General features: G+C 71.7%; 15 protein-coding genes and 1 CRISPR repeat array. Of the genes, 4 read left to right on the forward strand and 11 right to left on the reverse strand.

Going from position 1 to position 18,187, the window contains the following annotated elements:
• Positions 1 to 1,271: 1,271 nt before the first annotated feature.
• From cas2e to I003_RS0127595, 9 genes are all read right to left on the reverse strand, one after another.
• Positions 1,272 to 1,619: a type I-E CRISPR-associated endoribonuclease Cas2e gene (gene cas2e, locus I003_RS0127555; protein ID WP_027774445.1), complete on the reverse strand. Its 348-nt coding sequence runs from the start codon at positions 1,617 to 1,619 to the stop codon at positions 1,272 to 1,274.
• Positions 1,616 to 2,578 (reverse strand): type I-E CRISPR-associated endonuclease Cas1e, encoded by a 963-nt coding sequence (cas1e, locus tag I003_RS0127560; RefSeq protein WP_027774446.1) that lies wholly within the window; start codon positions 2,576 to 2,578, stop codon positions 1,616 to 1,618. The genes cas2e and cas1e overlap by 4 nt, the downstream gene beginning before the upstream one ends.
• A 3-nt stretch (positions 2,579 to 2,581) precedes the next feature.
• Positions 2,582 to 3,328, reverse strand: coding sequence for a type I-E CRISPR-associated protein Cas6/Cse3/CasE (gene cas6e / locus I003_RS0127565; RefSeq protein WP_027774447.1), 747 nt, complete (start codon positions 3,326 to 3,328; stop codon positions 2,582 to 2,584).
• Positions 3,328 to 4,023, reverse strand: a complete 696-nt coding sequence (gene cas5e / locus I003_RS0127570) for a type I-E CRISPR-associated protein Cas5/CasD (protein ID WP_027774448.1) — start codon at positions 4,021 to 4,023, stop codon at positions 3,328 to 3,330. The genes cas6e and cas5e overlap by 1 nt, the downstream gene beginning before the upstream one ends.
• Positions 4,020 to 5,237 (reverse strand): type I-E CRISPR-associated protein Cas7/Cse4/CasC, encoded by a 1,218-nt coding sequence (cas7e, locus tag I003_RS0127575; RefSeq protein ID WP_027774449.1) that lies wholly within the window; start codon positions 5,235 to 5,237, stop codon positions 4,020 to 4,022. The genes cas5e and cas7e overlap by 4 nt, the downstream gene beginning before the upstream one ends.
• A complete protein-coding gene (gene casB / locus I003_RS33460; RefSeq protein ID WP_027774450.1) occupies positions 5,234 to 5,920 on the reverse strand; it encodes a type I-E CRISPR-associated protein Cse2/CasB in 687 nt (228 codons plus the stop codon). The genes cas7e and casB overlap by 4 nt, the downstream gene beginning before the upstream one ends.
• Entirely contained in the window at positions 5,917 to 7,668 is a 1,752-nt protein-coding gene (gene casA / locus I003_RS36575; protein WP_027774451.1) for a type I-E CRISPR-associated protein Cse1/CasA, read from the reverse strand. Before casA ends, casB begins: the two co-directional genes overlap by 4 nt.
• A complete protein-coding gene (gene cas3 / locus I003_RS36580; RefSeq protein ID WP_486584416.1) occupies positions 7,658 to 10,618 on the reverse strand; it encodes a CRISPR-associated helicase Cas3' in 2,961 nt (986 codons plus the stop codon). The genes casA and cas3 overlap by 11 nt, the downstream gene beginning before the upstream one ends.
• A 286-nt stretch (positions 10,619 to 10,904) precedes the next feature.
• A CRISPR array of direct repeats spans positions 10,905 to 11,176; the repeat unit is 29 nt; unit sequence CTGCTCCCCGCGCACGCGGGGATGGCCCC.
• Between the two features lie 90 nt (positions 11,177 to 11,266).
• Entirely contained in the window at positions 11,267 to 12,127 is an 861-nt protein-coding gene (locus I003_RS0127595) for a 3-hydroxybutyryl-CoA dehydrogenase (RefSeq protein ID WP_027774453.1), read from the reverse strand.
• A gap of 182 nt (positions 12,128 to 12,309) precedes the next feature.
• On the opposite strand from I003_RS0127595, the gene I003_RS0127600 reads away from it, so the two are divergent.
• The gene (locus I003_RS0127600; RefSeq protein ID WP_486584417.1) at positions 12,310 to 13,587 is read left to right on the forward strand and encodes a glycoside hydrolase family 10-like protein; all 1,278 of its coding nucleotides are present in this window, start codon (positions 12,310 to 12,312) and stop codon (positions 13,585 to 13,587) included.
• A gap of 58 nt (positions 13,588 to 13,645) precedes the next feature.
• Here the strand turns inward: I003_RS0127600 and I003_RS0127605 are convergent, their stop codons facing one another.
• Positions 13,646 to 13,852: a DUF1918 domain-containing protein gene (locus I003_RS0127605; protein WP_027774455.1), complete on the reverse strand. Its 207-nt coding sequence runs from the start codon at positions 13,850 to 13,852 to the stop codon at positions 13,646 to 13,648.
• A 131-nt stretch (positions 13,853 to 13,983) separates the two neighbouring features.
• Between I003_RS0127605 and I003_RS0127610 the strand changes: the two genes are divergently transcribed.
• The 3 genes from I003_RS0127610 (at position 13,984) to I003_RS0127620 (ending at position 16,904) form a co-directional block, all read left to right on the forward strand.
• Positions 13,984 to 14,424, forward strand: a complete 441-nt coding sequence (locus I003_RS0127610; protein WP_027774456.1) for a GNAT family N-acetyltransferase — start codon at positions 13,984 to 13,986, stop codon at positions 14,422 to 14,424.
• Between the two features lie 21 nt (positions 14,425 to 14,445).
• The gene (locus tag I003_RS0127615; RefSeq protein WP_027774457.1) at positions 14,446 to 15,021 is read left to right on the forward strand and encodes a histidine phosphatase family protein; all 576 of its coding nucleotides are present in this window, start codon (positions 14,446 to 14,448) and stop codon (positions 15,019 to 15,021) included.
• A 125-nt stretch (positions 15,022 to 15,146) separates the two neighbouring features.
• Positions 15,147 to 16,904 (forward strand): GMC family oxidoreductase, encoded by a 1,758-nt coding sequence (locus I003_RS0127620; protein ID WP_027774458.1) that lies wholly within the window; start codon positions 15,147 to 15,149, stop codon positions 16,902 to 16,904.
• A gap of 587 nt (positions 16,905 to 17,491) precedes the next feature.
• Here I003_RS0127620 and I003_RS0127625 read toward each other — a convergent pair.
• Positions 17,492 to 18,187, reverse strand: a 696-nt coding sequence (locus I003_RS0127625) for an IS481 family transposase (protein WP_027774459.1), incomplete at its 5' end; no start/stop codon positions are given.

Consider the following 18,187-nt stretch of genomic DNA (forward strand, 5'->3'; position numbering starts at 1 on the left):
TACGGCGGCGCCGGGGGCGGGCGGTCGCCGGGCGGGCCGGTGTCGGGGTGTCGGTGTCGGGGTGGGGCGGTGTCGTGGGGGCTCCCCCCGGGCCACCCCGCTTGTTGATTGTCGGGCCTGCGTCCGGCGTCAAGGGCGCCCCCTCCGCTTCGCTGCGGGGGCGTCGCTGCGCGATGGGGCTTCGCCCCACCCTTGACTCCGGACTCCGGCCCGTGAACGACCGGCAGCTAAGGGTGGCCCAGGGGGAGCGGGCACCCTCCGGCAGGGCTACGGATGCAGACCCCGGCGGACGGGGGCGGACACCGGGGCCGGGCCCGCCCCGCTCGCCGATGTGCCCGGCGGGCGGGGTCCAGCCCTCGACGGCCCCGCCTCCTCGCGGATGCGCCCAGTCGCGCGGCGCCACGCCCCGGCGCCGGGCCCCGGCCTGACGGCGAATACCGGCGGAGGGCCGGGCGCTGAGACGCCGGTGGCCGCGGGCTGCCCGGAGAGCCGGGGATCCGCCGGAGCGGGTCCGGCAGCCCGAACGCGGGCGGGGCACGGCACCGGGGCGGCGGCCTCGGGCCCGCAGGGCCCGGGGGCTGTGGGCGGGCCACGAGGGCCGGGAGACGTCCAGGCAGATAACCGATGCACGCGGATGCGCGAAAGTCGAGGCCAGTGGGCGAATCGCCCTATTTCGCGGAGGGTGTTACCGCGGGTTCGGCGCCTTCGCGTGCGCCCGGGTCCCCGTGAAGGGTGACCTGCACCCCTGGCCCGGGCGTGCGCACGCCGATGCGCGAAAGTCGAGGAAGGTGGGCGATTTGTACCGCTTCCTGGCGGGGGTTACCGGCGGTTTCGCCCGCCTACGTGCACCCGCACGGGCGTTGCGCGCATAGGGCGTCGGGCCTCGGGACGGTCCCGGCGGGATGCGAAGGCCCTACCGCCGATCACTCCCGCCCCTCGCCGGCCATCCCCGAAACCGGGGACCGCGCGACGGCCGCCGGCTTTCGAGGGGGCCCAACGCTCCCACTCCACGTCGCGGCGGCCACGTACGACTACGCCTACCCCGCCCCCCCGGAGGACCCGGCCGACCCACCGCTCCCGCCCGGCCTCGGCGCGCCTCCCCACGACACCGCACCCGCCCAACGAGCGAACGGGCCCGGCGCCGAAGCCTGACCACCGGCGGGTCACCACGGCGCAGGGCCTGAGTCGGTCCCGGCCCGCGCGACAACCGGCGGCCTGCCGGCGCCGAGGGCGGAAAGACACGGGGTGCCTTCCGCCCCCGGCTCGTTCGGTCAGCGGGTGTAGCGGCGGCGTTTCGCGGTGGTGCTCCAGCCCTGGCGGGGTGGGCGGGTGGGGCCGGTGGGCTGGTCGGTGGGGCGGCGGATGAGCGTGACGCCCTCGTGGTCCTCGGGCAGCCACCGGTGGTCGCGGGTCTCGAAGGTGTAGCCCTGCTCGGTGTCGGTGGTGTATGTCAGCAGGGCGCGGCCGTCGTGCGCGTGCTCTTCCACCGCTGCCCAGAGCGCGCTGCGGATACGGGCCGAAGGGCTGCCGACGAAGACGCCGGGGGAGACTTCGAGCAGCCAGCGGGTGAGGAAGCCCCGCAGTCCGACGGGGCAGTTGGAGAGGACGATCACGGTCACCAGATCAGCCCCTCGCCGAGGTTGCGGCCGGACTCCACTTCTTCGCCGCGGTCGGTCTGGAGCGTGACCCTGTCGCGCTGCGGGGCGTGGACCTCCTCGGCGGAGTCAACCGTCGTCCCGGGGGTGAGCAGTTGCTTCACGTCGTGGACGCAGCGCTCCAGCAGTCGGCCGGCGTGCACGCGGTCGCGTAGCGCTCGCCGCACCCGGGGGCCGATGTCCTCTTCGCTCTCCGCGGCGACGTCGAAGGCGACCGGGATGCCGATCTCCGTCTTGTAGAGGTCCGCGATGTCCAGGGCGAAGGACAGCTCATGGCCGGAGTGGACGAAGCCCAGCCCGGGGATGCAGCCCAGTGCTGCGACCACGCTCTGTGCGATGCCGTACATGCACTGCCCGGCGGCGGTGACGGCCTGGTTCGGGGCGTCGCCGGACGTGAAGTCGCCCTGGACGTAGCGGCGTCCACGCCAGCGGATGCCGGTGCGGGCCGCCTCGGCCCGGTAGCACGCTTTGACGCGATCGCCTTCCTTGCCGAGCAGCTCGCGGCGGCTGCGGCCGGCCGGGTCGTCGTCGGGGAAGCGGAGCGCGTACATCGAGCGGGCGACCTCCAGCCGCGTCCGCGGGTTGGCCCACAGCCGTGCCTGGGCCTCGGCCAGCGCCGCGGAGCGGGAGAGTGCCCGGCCGCCGGCGTAGTAGCGCACGCCGTGTTCTCCGACCCACACGATGCCGACGCCGCTCTCGCCCAGCAGCCGGACCGCCTGTTGGGAGATCTTCGTGCCCGGTCCGAGCAGCAGCGTGCCGATGGTCGCGGACGGGAGGTGGCGTACGCCGTCGCCGTCGGCGGCGGTGATCGCGTTGTCGGCACAGTGGATGACGGCGCGCTCCAGGTAGACGAAGGACAACCGGTCGCCGATCCGGGTGAGTTCGCGTGGTGAGGAAGCGCCGCGCCTGCTGACGGTGGTCATCGGCTACTCCTGCGCTGCCAGGGTGAGCAGTCCGCAGCCGTACGCTTTGGCCCTGCCGATGCCCTGGGTGAGGGCGTTCCGCAGGGCTGCCGGGTCGGTGACCTCGAGTCGGCCGCTGAAGACGGTGGTGACCAGGGTGACCGGGCCGCTGCGGGAGCCGTTTCCTTTCCGGCGCGGGTCAGGCGCCGGGTCGCCGGGGTGTTTGCGGAAGGAGAGGTCGCGGCGGCCGTGGACGACCACGGCGTACCGGTCCAGCGGATCCTCAGCGTCCGGCGCCACCCCACGGAGCAGCTCGAATCCGTGCCTCTCCTGCTGCTTCAGCAGCCAGCCGAGCTGGTGGCGCGGGGAGACATGCGCTGTACGTTTGGTCGGCTCCCCGTCCTTGCGGCGGATGCTGTGCACCGGGTTGGCGGTGAGCCGGAATGACCAGCGGTCGCCCTTGGCCAGGCGCCGTAGGAACGGCTGATAGTGCCGGGTCTCCCAGCCGGGGGCACCGGGCTCGGCCAGCGCGGGCGAGCCGGCCTGCTCCACCAGGCACGTGAGGTCGGGACGGTCGGGGCTGACGAGGTAGACCTGCACGTCGGTACGGTCGGTGTGATCCAGGCGCCAGAGGATCCGGGGCCGGGCCTCAGGGGCGGCGGGCAGGCCGGGGAAGCCGGCGAGCAGCGCCGCGTGCAGGCGCTGGGGTGAGGACAGCAGGTAGCGGGCTCCGGCGCGCGCGGTGTTGATGCGGAAGCGCGTGAGGTACATCAGTCGCTCTCCAGCAGTGCCATCGGGTCGTGCTCCGGGGCCTCGACCGGCCGTGCTACGGCTCCGCGCCGCACCGACCGGCGGGCGTACCGGCGGTGGCGCGGATCGAAGCTGAGCGGCTGGTCGGCCACGATGTCGCCGGGTGGGTCACCGGGTGCGGAGTCCAGCAGCACGGGAAGCCGGTCCGGGGCGGCAGGGGCGGTCTGCTGCCGATACCAGGGCGAGGCGAGCCACGGATGCTCCAGCAACGCCGTCTCCAGACCCGCGTCGTGCCGGACGCCCAGATCGAGCCGCCGCGCGGGCGGGCAGGCGCGGCGGCCGAGGAACGGCAGGAAGTGCGGCGCACGCACCGCGGCATGCAGCTCCTCGATCAGGGCCCGGTCACCTTCGACCGCGGCCAGGAACACCGCATCGGCAAGGTAGAAACGCTCGGTGACCGGCATCGCCTTGCCGCTCACCTGATGGTGCGCGGTGTGGAAGTCCCGCACGCGTGTACCGGGTTGATCGACGCGTACACCGAAGCGCAGCGTGCCGAGATCCGACAGGTCGGCGGTGCGGGGGCGGCCCTGGGCGGCGGCGAGCAGCCCGAGCACCCCGCTCTTGGTCGGCGCCGATTCCGTGGAGCGCCGCGAGAAGCGCGAGGCGGCGCCCCAGGACTGGAGCGGGCCGGCGAGCTGGAGCAGCAGCACACTCACTGCCTGCCGCCCTGTCGCTCAGCGACCGCCGCGCCGACGCTCGCGACCAGCTCGTCCATGGTGACCCGGGTGCCGGCCTCCGCGAGCTTGGCGGTGTTGCGACCGGCGAGGACCACCCAGGTCGCCAGGGCCTCTTCGCTGAACTCCCGCTCCACGTCGGCGATCTGTTCGGCCAGGCGCTCGCTGGCCTGCCGGACGTGGCCGCTGCCCGACTCGGCCATCGTCGGCTCCTCGAACGCCCCCACGAAGTTGACCGGCCGGCTCTCGCGCAGCTTGACCACCACGGCGTCCGGCGGGGTGTGGTGGGCGAAGGTGTTGATCTTGCCGGTGGGCAAGGAGGAGACGAAGCCGCGGACGAACGCTTCGACCGCGCGGCACACCGGCGTGGCCCGGTCGGCGTCCTCGGCCACACCTTGGCCGAGGTTGTCGGCGAGCCGGTCGACGTCCAGGGCGGCGTAGCGGTACAGCGTCGCGGAGTTGAACTCCACGGTGCCGATCATGCCGGCACCGGTCTCGTCCGCCTCGTTCTCGTCGTCCACCGCCGTGTAGTAGTCCGACTCGTTCTCCACCGCGTGGACACTGAGGGCGTGCGCAACCTGGGCGGCGGCGTCCACGTTGATGTCGGCTCCGTCGGCGACCATCCGGCCGAAGAGGGCGATGTCGACGGAGTGGCGGGTGTCGGCGGTCTCCCTGGCGCGCTCCCTGTTCTTCTTGACCTTGAGGAACCCGCCGATGTCCGGGCGGCCCTCGATCGCCAACTCTGCCAGCCCGCGTCGCTGCTGGGCGCTGAGGAACATCAGGTACTTGGACTCGGGCGGCAGCGGCTTCGCCTCCTCGGTGGCCGCGGCAGCCTTGGGGGAGTTCTTGTTCTTCCCGGACTTCTTGCGCTCGGGGACCTCAAGGCCGGCGCCGGTACCCGCCTCCACCACGGCCCTGGCCAGCTCCCATGACTCCTCGGGGGTGACCTCCGGCCGAAGATCCCGGATCGTCTCACCGATCAGCTCGGCGACCTTCTTCGTGCGCACGCCCAGCTCGGCCGGGTCCAGCAGTTGCTTGAACGCCGTACGGGTGGCGCGCTTCCACGCCTGGCTGGACACCCGCGCACGGCGTACTCCGCCGTAGACGGCGGACTTGGGCGTGCCGGTGTCGTCGCGGTTCAGGTTGCTCGGCGGGACCGTCTGGAGAACGTGGATGTCGACGATCGTACGGCTCACGGGTGTTCCTCACTGTCATGCCCGGTGGCGGGTGAACCGCCGTCGTTGGTGGGATGCTCGTCCTCGGTGTCCTTGGGCGGACGCCAGGCGTGGAACTCACGGCCCCATTCCTGGCGGGCCCGCAGACGCCGGGCGGGATCGAGGACCTTCTCGATCTGATCGGCGAGCCGGGCGTAGTCCAGAGGCTTGCCCGCGCGGCGCAGCAGCAGGACCAACTCCCGCAGTCGGTACGCCAGCACGTTCGCCGACGTGGCCCCGGTGACCCGGACGAAACGACGGCGCAGTGTCTCGTCGATCTTGCCCTCCGGCATCAGCGCGCGAACGGCGCCGCCGAACCGCCGGCCGGGGACGTGCATGGGGTCGGTACGCCTGGACTGCTGGTGCAGCGCGTACAAGGTGACCGCCAGGTGAACGGCGGCAGGTCCGTGTCTGCAGCCCCGCACCCGGCCCTCGGGAGTGTAGAGCGCTTCCATGTCGATCAGACCGAACAGCTCCGGGACCTCCTCCGGCGCCTTCCCCGCACCACGCCGGAGCTGGGCGAGCCGGGCAACGGCCCATGCCTCATCGTTCCACACGTAGCCGCGCTGGATCGGCTCCAGGCACTCCCGTACCGTACGGCCGGCGGGCCCCGGTTCGTACACGTCCCACCGCACGGCGGTGGGCGTCGGGCCGCTGGTGGTCATGGCGTGGGCTCCTCTGGTGGGCTCGGTGACGGGGGGTCGCCGGCAGGGCCGGGTGGGGGGCCGTCGTCCTCCGGCGCCAGGACGCGCTTGCGCAGTTCCCTGTCGAATGCGTGTTCCACGCTCGCGGTGTTCAGCCAGTACGTGCCGCCCTTCGCGGTCGGCAGCACGCGGCCTTCCCAGGCGGCCTCGCCGGCGGACTCGGCCAGTTCCGAGCCGAGCGCCCGTACGCGGTCGTGCGCGGTGCGGCGCCAGCTCTCCAGCCGCTCTTCGGTATCCGCGCCGGACGTGAGCGTCGCCAGCCACCGGAGGAAGTGGCCTTCCAGCTCGCCGAAGCCACGATCGCGGGCCTCCGCCCGCGGCGTCCCCTGCTCGGCGCCCGCGGCCTCGGCGAGACCTGCGGCGAGGTTGCCCAGGAGCCAGACCGCGGTCTCGGCGAGTTGTACGGCCTGTACCGCCGTGTCCCGCAGCTCGCTACTCTGCTGCGAGAGTAGTGCGACGGAGAGGCTCAGGCTGTCGTCCACCACGTCGGTGATGACGGACTGCTGGGTGCCGTACTCGCAGCCCAGCGTCCGCACCCTGAGCAGGTGGTCCCGGTCCAGCACGGCGCTCTCTTCCGCCATGCGGCCCAGCCACTCCAGTACGCGAGGCGTGAGTCCCGGTGCCGCGCCCCGGCCGGCGGCGCTCTGCGCCGCTTCGGGCGGATAGCCGGTGATCAGCGAGGCAAGACCCCGCCAGGCGGCGCGGGCCGGGTCATGGGTGCGCGGGAGGTAGACCGGGCTGGTCCGCAGCTTCTTCTCCTGCTGCGCGCTGCGCCGCCAGCCGGTCATCGGCTCGCAGCCGTGCATGTCCCGGTAGGGAAGCGGGTCCCCGTAGGCGAGCACCACGCCGTACGCTTCACGGCCGTCATGGTGCAGCCGCACCCGCCTGGCCGGCCAGGTGTACAGGCCGCGCGGCCCGTGCGGCCCGGCTTCCGGCTCGGGCAGCGGAGCTGCCCCGGGCGGCTGCGGAAGGCGCCAGACGGGCAGGTCCTCGTCATCGTGCCGCAGCAGGTCGTCGTCCTCGCGGGGGATCAGGTTCAGCAGAAGCGTCTCGCGCAGGGTGGCACCCTCCGCGAGGATGCCGCCGAGCATTCCGACCGAACCGACTCCCCGCGGATAGACCTTGCCCGCTTTGAGCCGCGGGTCCCCCACGGCACCGGTCTTGATGCCGGAGACGTCCCAGGCATGCGCGTGCACCACCCAGCGGGCCGCCTCGGCGAAGGACAGCCGCTGTGCCCCGTGCGCCCGCATGGTGAGGAAGCGGTCGTTGTTGGGGACGTCCGCGACGATCCGGTCCAGGGAGAAGACCTCGTCCTTTGCTGTTCGCAGGCCCGCCGTCTGGAAGAAGGGGCGCTTCGGGTGAAGCAGGTCGAACCGCTCCCGATGCTCTGACAGGTAAGCCACAACCTGCTCTGCCGGGAAGCCCTCCGGACCTGCCTGCCACAGCTCCGCCCACGCGTCCCGTGTCGGAGGCCCGCCGTCCAGTGCGTCGTACAGCACCGCCAGCAGCAGCCGGACCAGCGCGAACTCCTGGGTGGGCAGGTCGCCCGGAATCCGCCGGATGTCCTCGGCTCGCTCGAACACCTCGGCCAGAGACAGGTTCGCCTCCGTGCCGTCGCGCAGCAGCGCCGGCAGCCACGGCTGTGCGGTCAGGTCGAAGGAGGGCACCGCCTGGGCCTCACGAACCGGTTCCTGGGAGTCAGGGGGCACGGGTCACCTCAAGACCGTCATCGGGCGAGTAGCGCAGTGTGAAGCCTGCCAGAGAGCACTGACACTCCTCGTCCAGCGCCAGGAGCAGCTCCCCCGCCAGCCAGTGACAGTCGCGTCCCTGCCACGCCTCGATGTAGAGCTCTTCCAGTTCTGCCACCGCACGGTCCGCGGTGGCATGGCTGAAGTGGCGCGGCAGCCGCAGTGCACTGGCCGCAACCACCTGTGCGCAGGTCGGGTCCGGTGGGGCGTCGGTGGGCAGCTCCAGCCCGCCGCGGCGCCGCCCGCGTTCGTCCGGAGGCAGTTGCGGGAGAGTGCGCAACATACCGTCGGCGGTGCGCTGGACGACGAGTACCTCCAGGCTGTCCTCGGCATCCCGCACCTGCTGGCGCCCGGCCGGGCTGTCATCCGCGTCGCCTACACCGGCGTCGATCCATCCCAGCAGGGACCGCCCCGGTGTCTTGGGAGAGGCGAGCCGGAACGTCCTGGCCTTCCTCTTCTGCTGGACCCGCCGTGTCTCGTCGGACTTCTCCGCTGCTGCCAGGGCGTCTTGCCACCCCGCCGGGCCCAGGAGGGCGGCGCCGTACGCGTCCTGCACCAACGGGGAGATATCCGCCGGCAGCCTCACCGGCCGTCCTCCGTCTGCCAGGTGTGGCCGGAGTACAGCCGCGGCGCGCAGCAGGGGCCATGCCCCGTACACTGCCGCCGATCCGCGGACGGGCACGGGAGGCGACCCGTCCGGGGCCGTCCACCAACCGCCCCCGCCATCCGGCTCGACGCCCGTAACAAGGCATCGGGCGGTCCGTAGCCGCGGCGGACGCTCACGCTTGTGGCGGTGCAGACGGCCCATCCGCTGCAGGACGAGATCCACCGGGGCCAGGTCGGTGACCAGGAGGTCGAAGTCCACGTCCAGGGACTGCTCGGCGACCTGACTGGCCACCACGATGTGCGCGGTCTTCGGCCGCCGTCCAGAACAGGTCTCCGGTGGCCCGAAGCGCTCGCGAAGATCGGCGTCCTTGGCGGCACGGTCCAGGTCCACGAAGCGCGCGTGAGCCACCGTCACCGCCTCCGTGCCGAAGCGCGCGCGCAGGACTGCCGCGGTCTCCCGCACCCGGTCCACCGTGTTGCGGACGACCAAAGCGCAACCGCCACCGTCGAGTTCATCTGCCAGACGTCCGGCGAGGAACTCCGGGTCGTCCGGCAACGCCTCGACTTTCACCTGCGTGACGCGTCCAGAGGTCGCCGGCGCGCGTTCAACCGCCCGGCCGCCTGCCGAGACGGCGGTGAGCAGCGGGTACACGTGCGCGGCCCCGTCCGGCCGCAGGGTCTCCTGGTACGCCTGCGCGCCGGCGTACGCGCGGGCCAGCTCCCGGCGGCGCCCCGCGGGGAGCGTCGCCGAGAGCACCACGACCGGCACCCTGTAGGCGCCCAGCCAGGTCAGTACTCCGTCCAGATAGGTACCCATGTAGGCGTCGTACGCGTGCGCCTCATCGATCACGACCACCTTTCCGGCCAGCGCAAGGTGACGCAGGGCGAGATGGCGGGACTTCAGCGCCCCGAAGAGAAGTTGGTCGATCGTTCCGGCGACGAAAGAGGAGAGCATCCCCTTCTTCCGGCCGCGCAGCCACTGGTGTGCCACCAGTTCCGCGGCGTGCACGACGCGTCCGTCGACGCGATGCGATCCCTTCGTCCGCGGGTCGTCCGTCTCCACGGCCAACGGGCGGGAGGGAGCGCCCATCAGCGAGGTGTAGTGCGGATTGAGCGCGGACTTCGCATGGGCCAGGAACACCGAGTGCGCGCCACGCTCCCGGTCTTCATCCGGCAGCCGGGCCAACCAGTCCCGGAGCCGGGGGAACATCGCGTCACCCGTCGCCCTCGTCGGCAGAGCGAAGAAGCACCCGCCCGCGCCCGATCGCGCGGCGAACACCTCCGCCACCGCCAGCGCCGCCTCCGTCTTCCCCTCACCCATCGGGGCCTCGACGATCAGCAGTCCCGGCTCGGGCATGTCGCGAGCCAGCTCCACCGCCGCGGCCTGCACCGGACGCACCTGCGCGCCGGAGGGGAGGGCGAACCGGGTGCCATAGTGGTCGTCAGATTCTGTCGGCGGGACCACCGCACGCCAGGGAGCGGGTAGTTCGAGCCCGCGCCAGGCCGCATCGATCCGCTCGACGGAGGTCTGCTCTTGCGCGTCGGGGAAGTAGGGGAAGAGATCGGAGTTGCTCGCAATCCAGTCGGCCACGATGACTGTCGCCGACAGCAGCACCTGAACGGGCTGGGGAAGCCGTACGTCTCTCCAGTCCGGGAGCCGGTCCCGGACCCCGCACGCCTCGGCGGCGGCGTCCAGCAACTCCGTCTGGACACCCCGCCACACGGCCTCGGACGCCCCGCGCGTGCGTAACAGATCGGTCCTGCCACGCAGATGCCTCACCTGCCCGGCGTCCGGTGGCACACCGTGGTGCCCGCCGACGACCACGGTGAACTGTCCGCGTGCCTCCTTCGCGAACCCGCCGCGCGCCTCCAGCCACTCGTCCAGGAGGATCTGTCCGGCCAGGCCGTGCGGCGCCGCGCTGCGCTCGGCAAGCAGACGGCGGGTCGGCATCACCAGCCCGTGGTCATGCATGACGGCGGCGAGATCCTCCACCTGGCAGGCGAAGGCCGGCGTGGCTTTGCCGATGTCATGCACCGTCGCCAGCCACACGGCGAGAAGCCGCGCATCCGCGGCCCCGCCCGGCAGAGCCTCGGCCACGGACCGCCGTACCTGACGCGGCAGCCAGTCATCCCAGAGACGCCCGGCCACGGCACCGCTGTCCGCCATGTGCCGCCACTGCGGCAGCCACGCACCGCTCCTGCCGCCCTCGCGCCGGTCGGACTTCGCCCACACCGCTCGGGCGGGCGAGGACAATCGCTCACCGATACGTGCCGGATCCGGCGGGCTGTCGTTCATGCCGTGCATTAGACCCGGTGACGAGGTATTGGATAACGTCGTTGAGTGATTCTGTCTGATAATTCATGCTTGCGATCGACGTCTTATGGTTTTGCTCCGTGGAGGCTCCCCTCCCGGCACCCGACGGCCACTCACTCTTTCTGCTGACCCGGGGCGGGACCCTTGATGGACGTACGCTGAGCTGTACCTGAGGCGATACGCACTGTCCCGGCTAGGCCGAATGGCGGAAATGTCCGAATCTCCGTTTGTTGCTCAGACCGGCCTCACCCCGCGATAAACACCCAGGTCAGTGACTCTGCTCCCCGCGCACGCGGGGATGGCCCCCGCTTGGCGAGTTCCGCCCGCTCGATGGTCCCCTGCTCCCCGCGCACGCGGGGATGGCCCCAAGATCATCGAGGAAGGCTGGCGCTATGGCGTCTGCTCCCCGCGCACGCGGGGATGGCCCCCTCCCCGCCCGCCGCAAACTCCTCGGCCCCGTCTGCTCCCCGCGCACGCGGGGATGGCCCCCCTTGGGGTTGGCCATCCGGGTACGCATGGGCAGCTCCCCGCGCACGTGGGGATAGACCCGTCTGAGGGCTGGCGATCCGATCCGGGGGCAGCGGTGCGTGGGGCGATCGCTGCCTCCGGCATCTCCGCAGGTGGTCCCGTCGTACGAACCTATGAATACGGGTAGAACCCCGCGCCCGACTTCCGGCCCAGCCGGCCCGCCTCGACCATCCGCGCCAGCAGCGGCGGCGTCGCGTACAGGTGCTCCTTGTACTCGGCGTACATCGACTCGGCCACTGAGACGACGACGTCCAGGCCGATGAGGTCCGCGAGCTTCAGCGGCCCCATCGGGTGGGCGCAGCCCAGCTCCATCCCGTTGTCGATGTCCTCGCGCGTCGCGATGCCCGACTCGAACATGCGGACCGCGGACAGCAGATAGGGGATCAGCAGTGCGTTGACCACGAACCCGGAGCGGTCCTGGGCCCGGATGGCGTGCTTGCCGAGCACGTCGCGGGCCAGCGCCTCGGTCCGCTTGAGCGTCCCGTCGCTGGTCGTCAGCGCCGGGATCAGCTCGACGAGGCGCTGGACGGGCGCGGGGTTGAAGAAGTGCATACCGATCACCTGCTCGGGCCGCGAGGTGGCGATGGCGAGCTTGACGATCGGGATGGAGGAGGTGTTGGAGGCGAGGACGGCGTCCGGACGGGTGACGACCTGATCGAGGATCTGGAAGATTTCGGTCTTGACCTGTTCGTTCTCCACCACGGCCTCGATCACGAGGTCGCTGTCCGCAAGCTCTCCGAGATCGGTCGTGAAGCTCAGCGCGGCCAGCGCCTCGTCCCGTTCCGGCTCGCTGATCCTGCCGCGCTCCGCGGCCTTGGCGAGCGAGTTGGTGACGCGGGTGCGGCCCAGTTCGAGCGCGTCGCCGGTGGTTTCGGCGACGACGACCTGAAGCCCGGAGCGGGCGCACACCTCGGCGATGCCCGAGCCCATCTGGCCGGATCCGACCACTCCGACGCGTTCGATGTCGGTCAATGTCTCTCCTCGTCCCTTGTCCTGCCGCATGAGCAACCCTTTTGGACCCTGACGTTACCCGCGTAGCGCATGGCTCTTGTCCCCGGGTGAGGCAGGACGCGAGGATGTGCCGCAACTGACGAGTGGTTCAGACCACTTGGCTCAGTCGGATTCTTGTTCTCGGCGACACTCGGAGGATCCAGATGGGGAGCAGCACTCCCGGCAGATCGCACCACCTCAGCCGGCGCCGGTTCGGCGCCGCGGCGGTGGGAGCCCTGTCCGCGGTGACCGTGGCGGGCGACGCGATCGCGGCCCCGGCCGGCGCGGCGGGGCACGGCCACGGCCGCCCGGCACGGCAGATGCGTGGTTCGTGGGTGGCCACGGTGGCGAACATCGACTGGCCGGTCCAGCAGGGCCTGAGCGCGGCCGAGCAGCAGCGTCAGTTGCTCGCCCGGCTCGACGAGGCGGCGGACCGGCGGCTGAACACCGTCGTCTTCCAGGCCCGGCCGACGGCGGACGCGATGTGGCCCTCGCCGTACGAGCCGTGGTCGGAGTGGCTCTCCGGGACGCAGGGCGCGGACCCGGGCTGGGACCCGCTCGGCTTCGCGGTGCGCGAGGCGCACCGGCGCGGGCTGGAACTGCACGCCTGGTTCAACCCCTACCGGGTGCGCAACGATGCGCTCGCGGAGAAACTGGTGCCCGACCACCCGGCGAACCTGCACCCCGAATGGATCGTCCCGTACGGCGGCAAGATCTACTACAACCCCGGGCTGCCGGAGGTCCGCCGCTTCGTCCAGCGGTGCATCCTCGACGCCGTACGCCGCTACGACATCGACGCGGTGCACTTCGACGACTACTTCTACCCGTATCCGGTCGCGGGCGAGGAGTTCGCCGACGAGGAGACGTACCGGCAGTACGGCGGCGCCTTCGCGGACAAGGCCGACTGGCGGCGCAACAACGTCGACCTGCTGGTCGCGGAGCTGGGCCGGGCCATCAAGCGCACCCGGCGGAACGTGCAGTTCGGCGTCAGCCCGTTCGCGGTCTGGCGCAACGCCGCCACCGACCCCGAGGGCTCCGACACCCAGGCGGGCACGCAGACGTACGACAACCTCTACGCCGACACCCGCAAGTGGGTGCGCGAGCGCTGGATCGACTACATCGTCCCGCAGGTGTACTGGAACATCGGCTTCGCGGTCGCCGACTACGCCAAGATCGTGCCGTGGTGGAACGACGTGGTCGCCGGCACCGGCGTCAACCTCTACATCGGCGAGGCGCTGTACAAGGTCGGTGCCGCCGGGCAGCCCGAGGCGTGGTTCGACCCGGCGGAGCTGTCCAGGCACCTGACGTTCTGCCAGGGCTACCCGGAGGTCCAGGGCAACATGTACTTCTCCGCGAACCTGCTGCCCCAGGACCCGCTGGGCGCGGTCAGCAGGCTGGTCGCCGACCACTACGGCACGCCCGCGCTGCCCCCGCGCTGTTAGGCGCGGCGCACGCCGTCCCCGCCCGTCCCGGCCGCACCGCCACCCGCGGCCGCGGACGTCAGCCCTGCCCGGACTCCCGGTGCCGATGCCGGACCACGGAGTCCGGGCCGGGCGACACCAGCGCCTCGTGGCCGTCGTCCTCGAACCGCACCCGGTAGGGCGGTTCGCCTGCCGCGCCGATGACCTCGAGGATCTCCGCCGTCCGGTCCTCCTGACCGACGACGCGGCCGTGCACACACAGCTTGTCGCCCACTTCAGCCTGCATGGGGTCGACCTCCCTGTCCGCCTCGTCACCAAATGGTGGGTTCCGTGAGGGCCAGTCTAGGGCCGCGCGTCTCTTCCGGCTCCCGGAGAATCCGGCTGTACGGAGCATGCACCGCGTGTCAGGCTCTGCCCATGGCTTCCGTGCCCGCTCCTTACGAGGTCTCCACCGACCCCGCCCGGCTCGACCGCGCTCTCGTCCACCACTGGCTGTCCACCGACGCCTACTGGGCGCTCGGCCGCAGCCGCGAGCAGCAGGACACCGCGATCGACCACTCCCTGAACTTCGGCGTCTACGCCCCGGAGCCGGCCCCTGGCGCCGCCGGGCAGGTCGCCTACGCCCGCGTCGTCACCGACCGCGCCACCTTCGCCTGGCTCTGCGACGTGTACGTGGCCCGTGAAGCCCGCGGCGCCGGCGTCGGCAGTGGCCTGGTCGCCGCCGTCCGCGACCACCTGGCGCCGTACCGGCTGCGCCGCGTCCTGCTGGCGACCGGCGACGCCCACGGCGTCTACGCGAAGCTCGGTTTCGCGCCGCTGGCCGATCCGACCCAGTGGATGGCTCTGGGCAGAGCCTGACCGCGCTCCTACCATCACCGCATGAACGTTCGTCTCACGTTGCTCGCCGCGGCCCGCAACTCCTCGCGGCTCGCGGAGCGCTTCGACGACGACCGGCCGCTGGACGCGGCCGGCTGGGTGGCGGCCGAACGCGCCGTTCCGGTGTTCTCCCCGCTGGCCTCCGCCGAGCTGCGCTACTGCTCGCCCACGCAGCGCTCCCGCGAGACCGGGCGGGTGCTCGGCCTCGCGCCGCTGGCCCAACTCGCGCTGCGCGACTGCGACATGGGCCGGTGGCGGGGCCGTACGCTGGAGGAGGTGATGATGACCGAGCCGCGCGACGTGGACGCCTGGCTCGCGGACCCGCACGCGGCGCCGCACGGCGGTGAGCCGCTGATCGCCTTCATCCAGCGGATAGGGGGCTGGCTGGACACGCGCCCGGTGGACGACGGCACCCACGTGCTCGCGGTCACCGAGCCGTCGATCATCCGCGCCGCGCTGGTCTACGCGCTGAAGGCGCCCCCCGCCTCGTACTGGCACATCGACGTGATGCCGCTGTCGACGATCAGCCTGACGGGCCGCCCCGGCCGGTGGAGCCTGCACGTCGACGGCTGGGTGTGAGCGCCGGGGCGAGTGGACGGCGCGGCGAGGCGGGCGGATGATGTCGGGGCCATTGCCAACTCCCCGCGGGTAGGCAAATCTACTGCCAAGTAGGTAGCAGCACCGGGTGCGAGGAGCGGCCAGCGATGAGCTCGTACGACGTGATCGTGATCGGTTCCGGCTTCGGCGGCTCGGTGGCCGCCCTGCGCCTGACCGAGAAGGGCTACAAGGTCGGCGTGCTGGAGGCCGGGCGCAGATTCGCCCGCGAGGACCTGCCCAAGAACTCCTGGCGGCTGCGGGACTACCTGTGGGCCCCCGCCCTCGGCCTCTACGGCATCCAGCGCATCCACCTGCTCAGCAACGTCATGGTGCTCGCCGGCGCCGGTGTGGGCGGCGGCTCGCTCAACTACGCCAACACCCTCTACGTGCCGCCGCCCGCCTTCTTCCAGGACCGGCAGTGGGGCCACATCACCGACTGGCAGGAGGAGCTGGCTCCGTACTACGACCAGGCGCAGCGGATGCTCGGCGTCCGGGACAACCCCACGACCACCGAGGCGGACACGTACCTGAAGGCCACCGCCGAGCGCATGGGCGTCGGCGACTCCTTCCGGCTCACCCCCGTCGGCGTCTTCTACGGCGACGGGCGCGACGCCGGCGGCGGGGCCACGGCCGCCCCCGGGCAGACCGTGCCCGACCCGTACTTCGGCGGCGCCGGCCCCGAGCGCGCCGCGTGCCTGCAGTGCGGCTCCTGCATGACCGGCTGCCGCTACGGTGCGAAGAACACCCTGACGGAGAACTACCTCTACCTCGCCGAGCGGAGCGGTGCGGTCATTCATCCGCTCACCACCGTCGTCGACGTGCACGAGACCGCCGGCGGCGGCTACGAGGTGACCACCGTGCCGACGAACAAACGCCGCCGCGGCAAGCGGGAGGTGCTGCGCTGCGACCGCGTGGTGGTCGCGGCGGGTACCTACGGCACGCAGACCCTGCTGCACCGCATGAAGAGCACCGGCCGGCTGCCCGGGCTCTCCCCGCGCCTCGGCGAGCTGACCCGCACCAACTCCGAGGCGCTGGTCGGCGCCGTGACCTTCCCGCGGACGTACCGCAAGAAGCGCGGCTCGCGCGAGCTGGACTTCACCAAGGGCGTGGCCATCACCTCCTCGATCCACCCCAACGCCACCACGCACATCGAGAACGTGCGCTACGGCAAGGGTTCCAACGCGATGGCACTGCTGTGCGTCCCGCAGTTCAAGGCCGAGGGGAAGCTGCCCAAGGTGCTGCGCGCGCTCGGCGCGTACCTGCGGCACCCGGTGCTGGTCGCGCGGACCGCCACGACGTACCGGTGGTCCGAGCGGACGATCATCGGGCTCGTCATGCAGACCCACGACAACTCGCTGACCACGTATCTGAAGGACAAGGGCCTCGGCAAGGGCCTGCTCACGGCCCGGCAGGGCCACGGGGCGCCCAACCCGGTGCACCTTCCCGAGGGCGCGGAGGCGGCGCGGCTGCTCGCCGAGCAGATCGGCGGCCAGCCGGGCACGAACCTCGGCGAGCTGATGGGCACGCCGCTGACCGCGCACTTCCTCGGCGGCTGCCCGATCGGCGAGGACGCCGAGCACGGCGTCGTCGACCCGTACCACCGGCTGTACGGCCACCCCGGCATCTCCGTCGTGGACGGCTCGGCGGTCTCCGCCAACCTCGGCGTGAACCCGTCGCTGACGATCACGGCGCAGGCGGAGCGGGCGATGGCGCTGTGGCCCAACAAGGGCGAGGAGGACCCCCGCCCCGCCCAGGGCCGGCCGTACACCCGCCTCCGCCCGGTGCCCCCGCGGCAGCCGGCGGTCCCGACGGGCGCCTTCGGCGCCCTGCTGCTGCCGGTCCCGGAGGTCCCGCCGAAGAACTGAGCGGCGGAACGACCCCGGGGCCCGGCCCGGGACCCTGCCGTTCCCCGGGCACCCGGTATCGGCCGGCCAGCCCTCCGCGCCGGCGGGTCTGGCCGTGGCCGGCGGGGCGGTTCGGCCCCGAGCGGCCTACCACCGTGCCCGCGGCGAGGGCACGGGCGCCCGGCGGGCCCGCCGCGTGCCGCCCACAGCTCGCACACGCGCCTGAAGCCCGCCGGCTTGCCAGGGCGACGAGCAGTGCCGGAACGATCAGGTCGTCCACCCGTGCACCCGTTTGTGACCGAGAACTTTAGTTGGCGAATCATGGACTGAGACGCGCAGGTCGGGAGCGCGTGGAGAATCCGCGTTGGCAAATCATGAGAGGCATAGTTGGCGAATCATGAGCTTGGATGCTCACTGTTAGTGAGCGACGGGGTGAGCCGGTTCCTCGTCGGCGATGCCGAGCGCCTGGTGAACTCGATCCCCGTAGGCGCCGGACGGGGTTGGGAAGAGGCGTCCGTTGTCAGTCCTGGGCGCTATCGTGACGCACGGAGGCGCTTGTTGCTGGTCGCAGTGATTTCTCCGGCTGCATCAAGGATCGTCCGCCAGCCCTAGGTGTATTGCCCTGTGAGGTTGGGGACGCGGCTGGCGGGTGGCTGGCCTTTGAGTGCGGTGTGTCCGCGGTGGTGATTGTAGGTGTGTAGCCAGGCAGGGAAGGTGTCACGTCGTTCTTGTTCTGAGTGGTAGGGGCGGGCGTAGGCCCACTCGTCCAGCATCGTGCGGTTCAGGCGTTCGACTTTGCCGTTGGTCTGGGGTCGGTAGGGCCGGGTTCGCTTGTGGGCGATCCCGGCCTGGGCCAGGGCGTCGCGCCAGGCGTGGGACTTGTAGCAGGCGCCGTTGTCGGTCAGGACTCGTTCGATGGTGATCCCGGTGCTGGTGAAGAACGCCTGCGCCCGGCTCCAGAAGGCGATGGCGGTCTCCTTCTTCTCGTCTGTGTGGATCTCTGAGTAGGCCAGGCGGGAGTGGTCGTCGACAGCGGTGTGGATGTAGCTGTAGCCGGCGTTGGCGCGTGTTCTGCGGCCGGCCTGGCGGCCCAGGGTCTTGTGGCCGCCGCCGTCGGGGATGTTTCCGAGCTTCTTGATGTCGACGTGCACCAGTTCGCCGGGGCGTTCGCGTTCGTAGCGGCGTATGACGCGGCCGGTGGCCCGGTCCAGGTGGGTCAGGCGGGCCAGTTTGTAGCGCACCAGCACGCGGTGCACGGTGGAGGGCACCAGGCGCAGCAGGTGGGCGATGCGCGCCGGGCCCCA

It is taken from the genome of Streptomyces sp. CNQ329 (genome assembly GCF_000482585.1).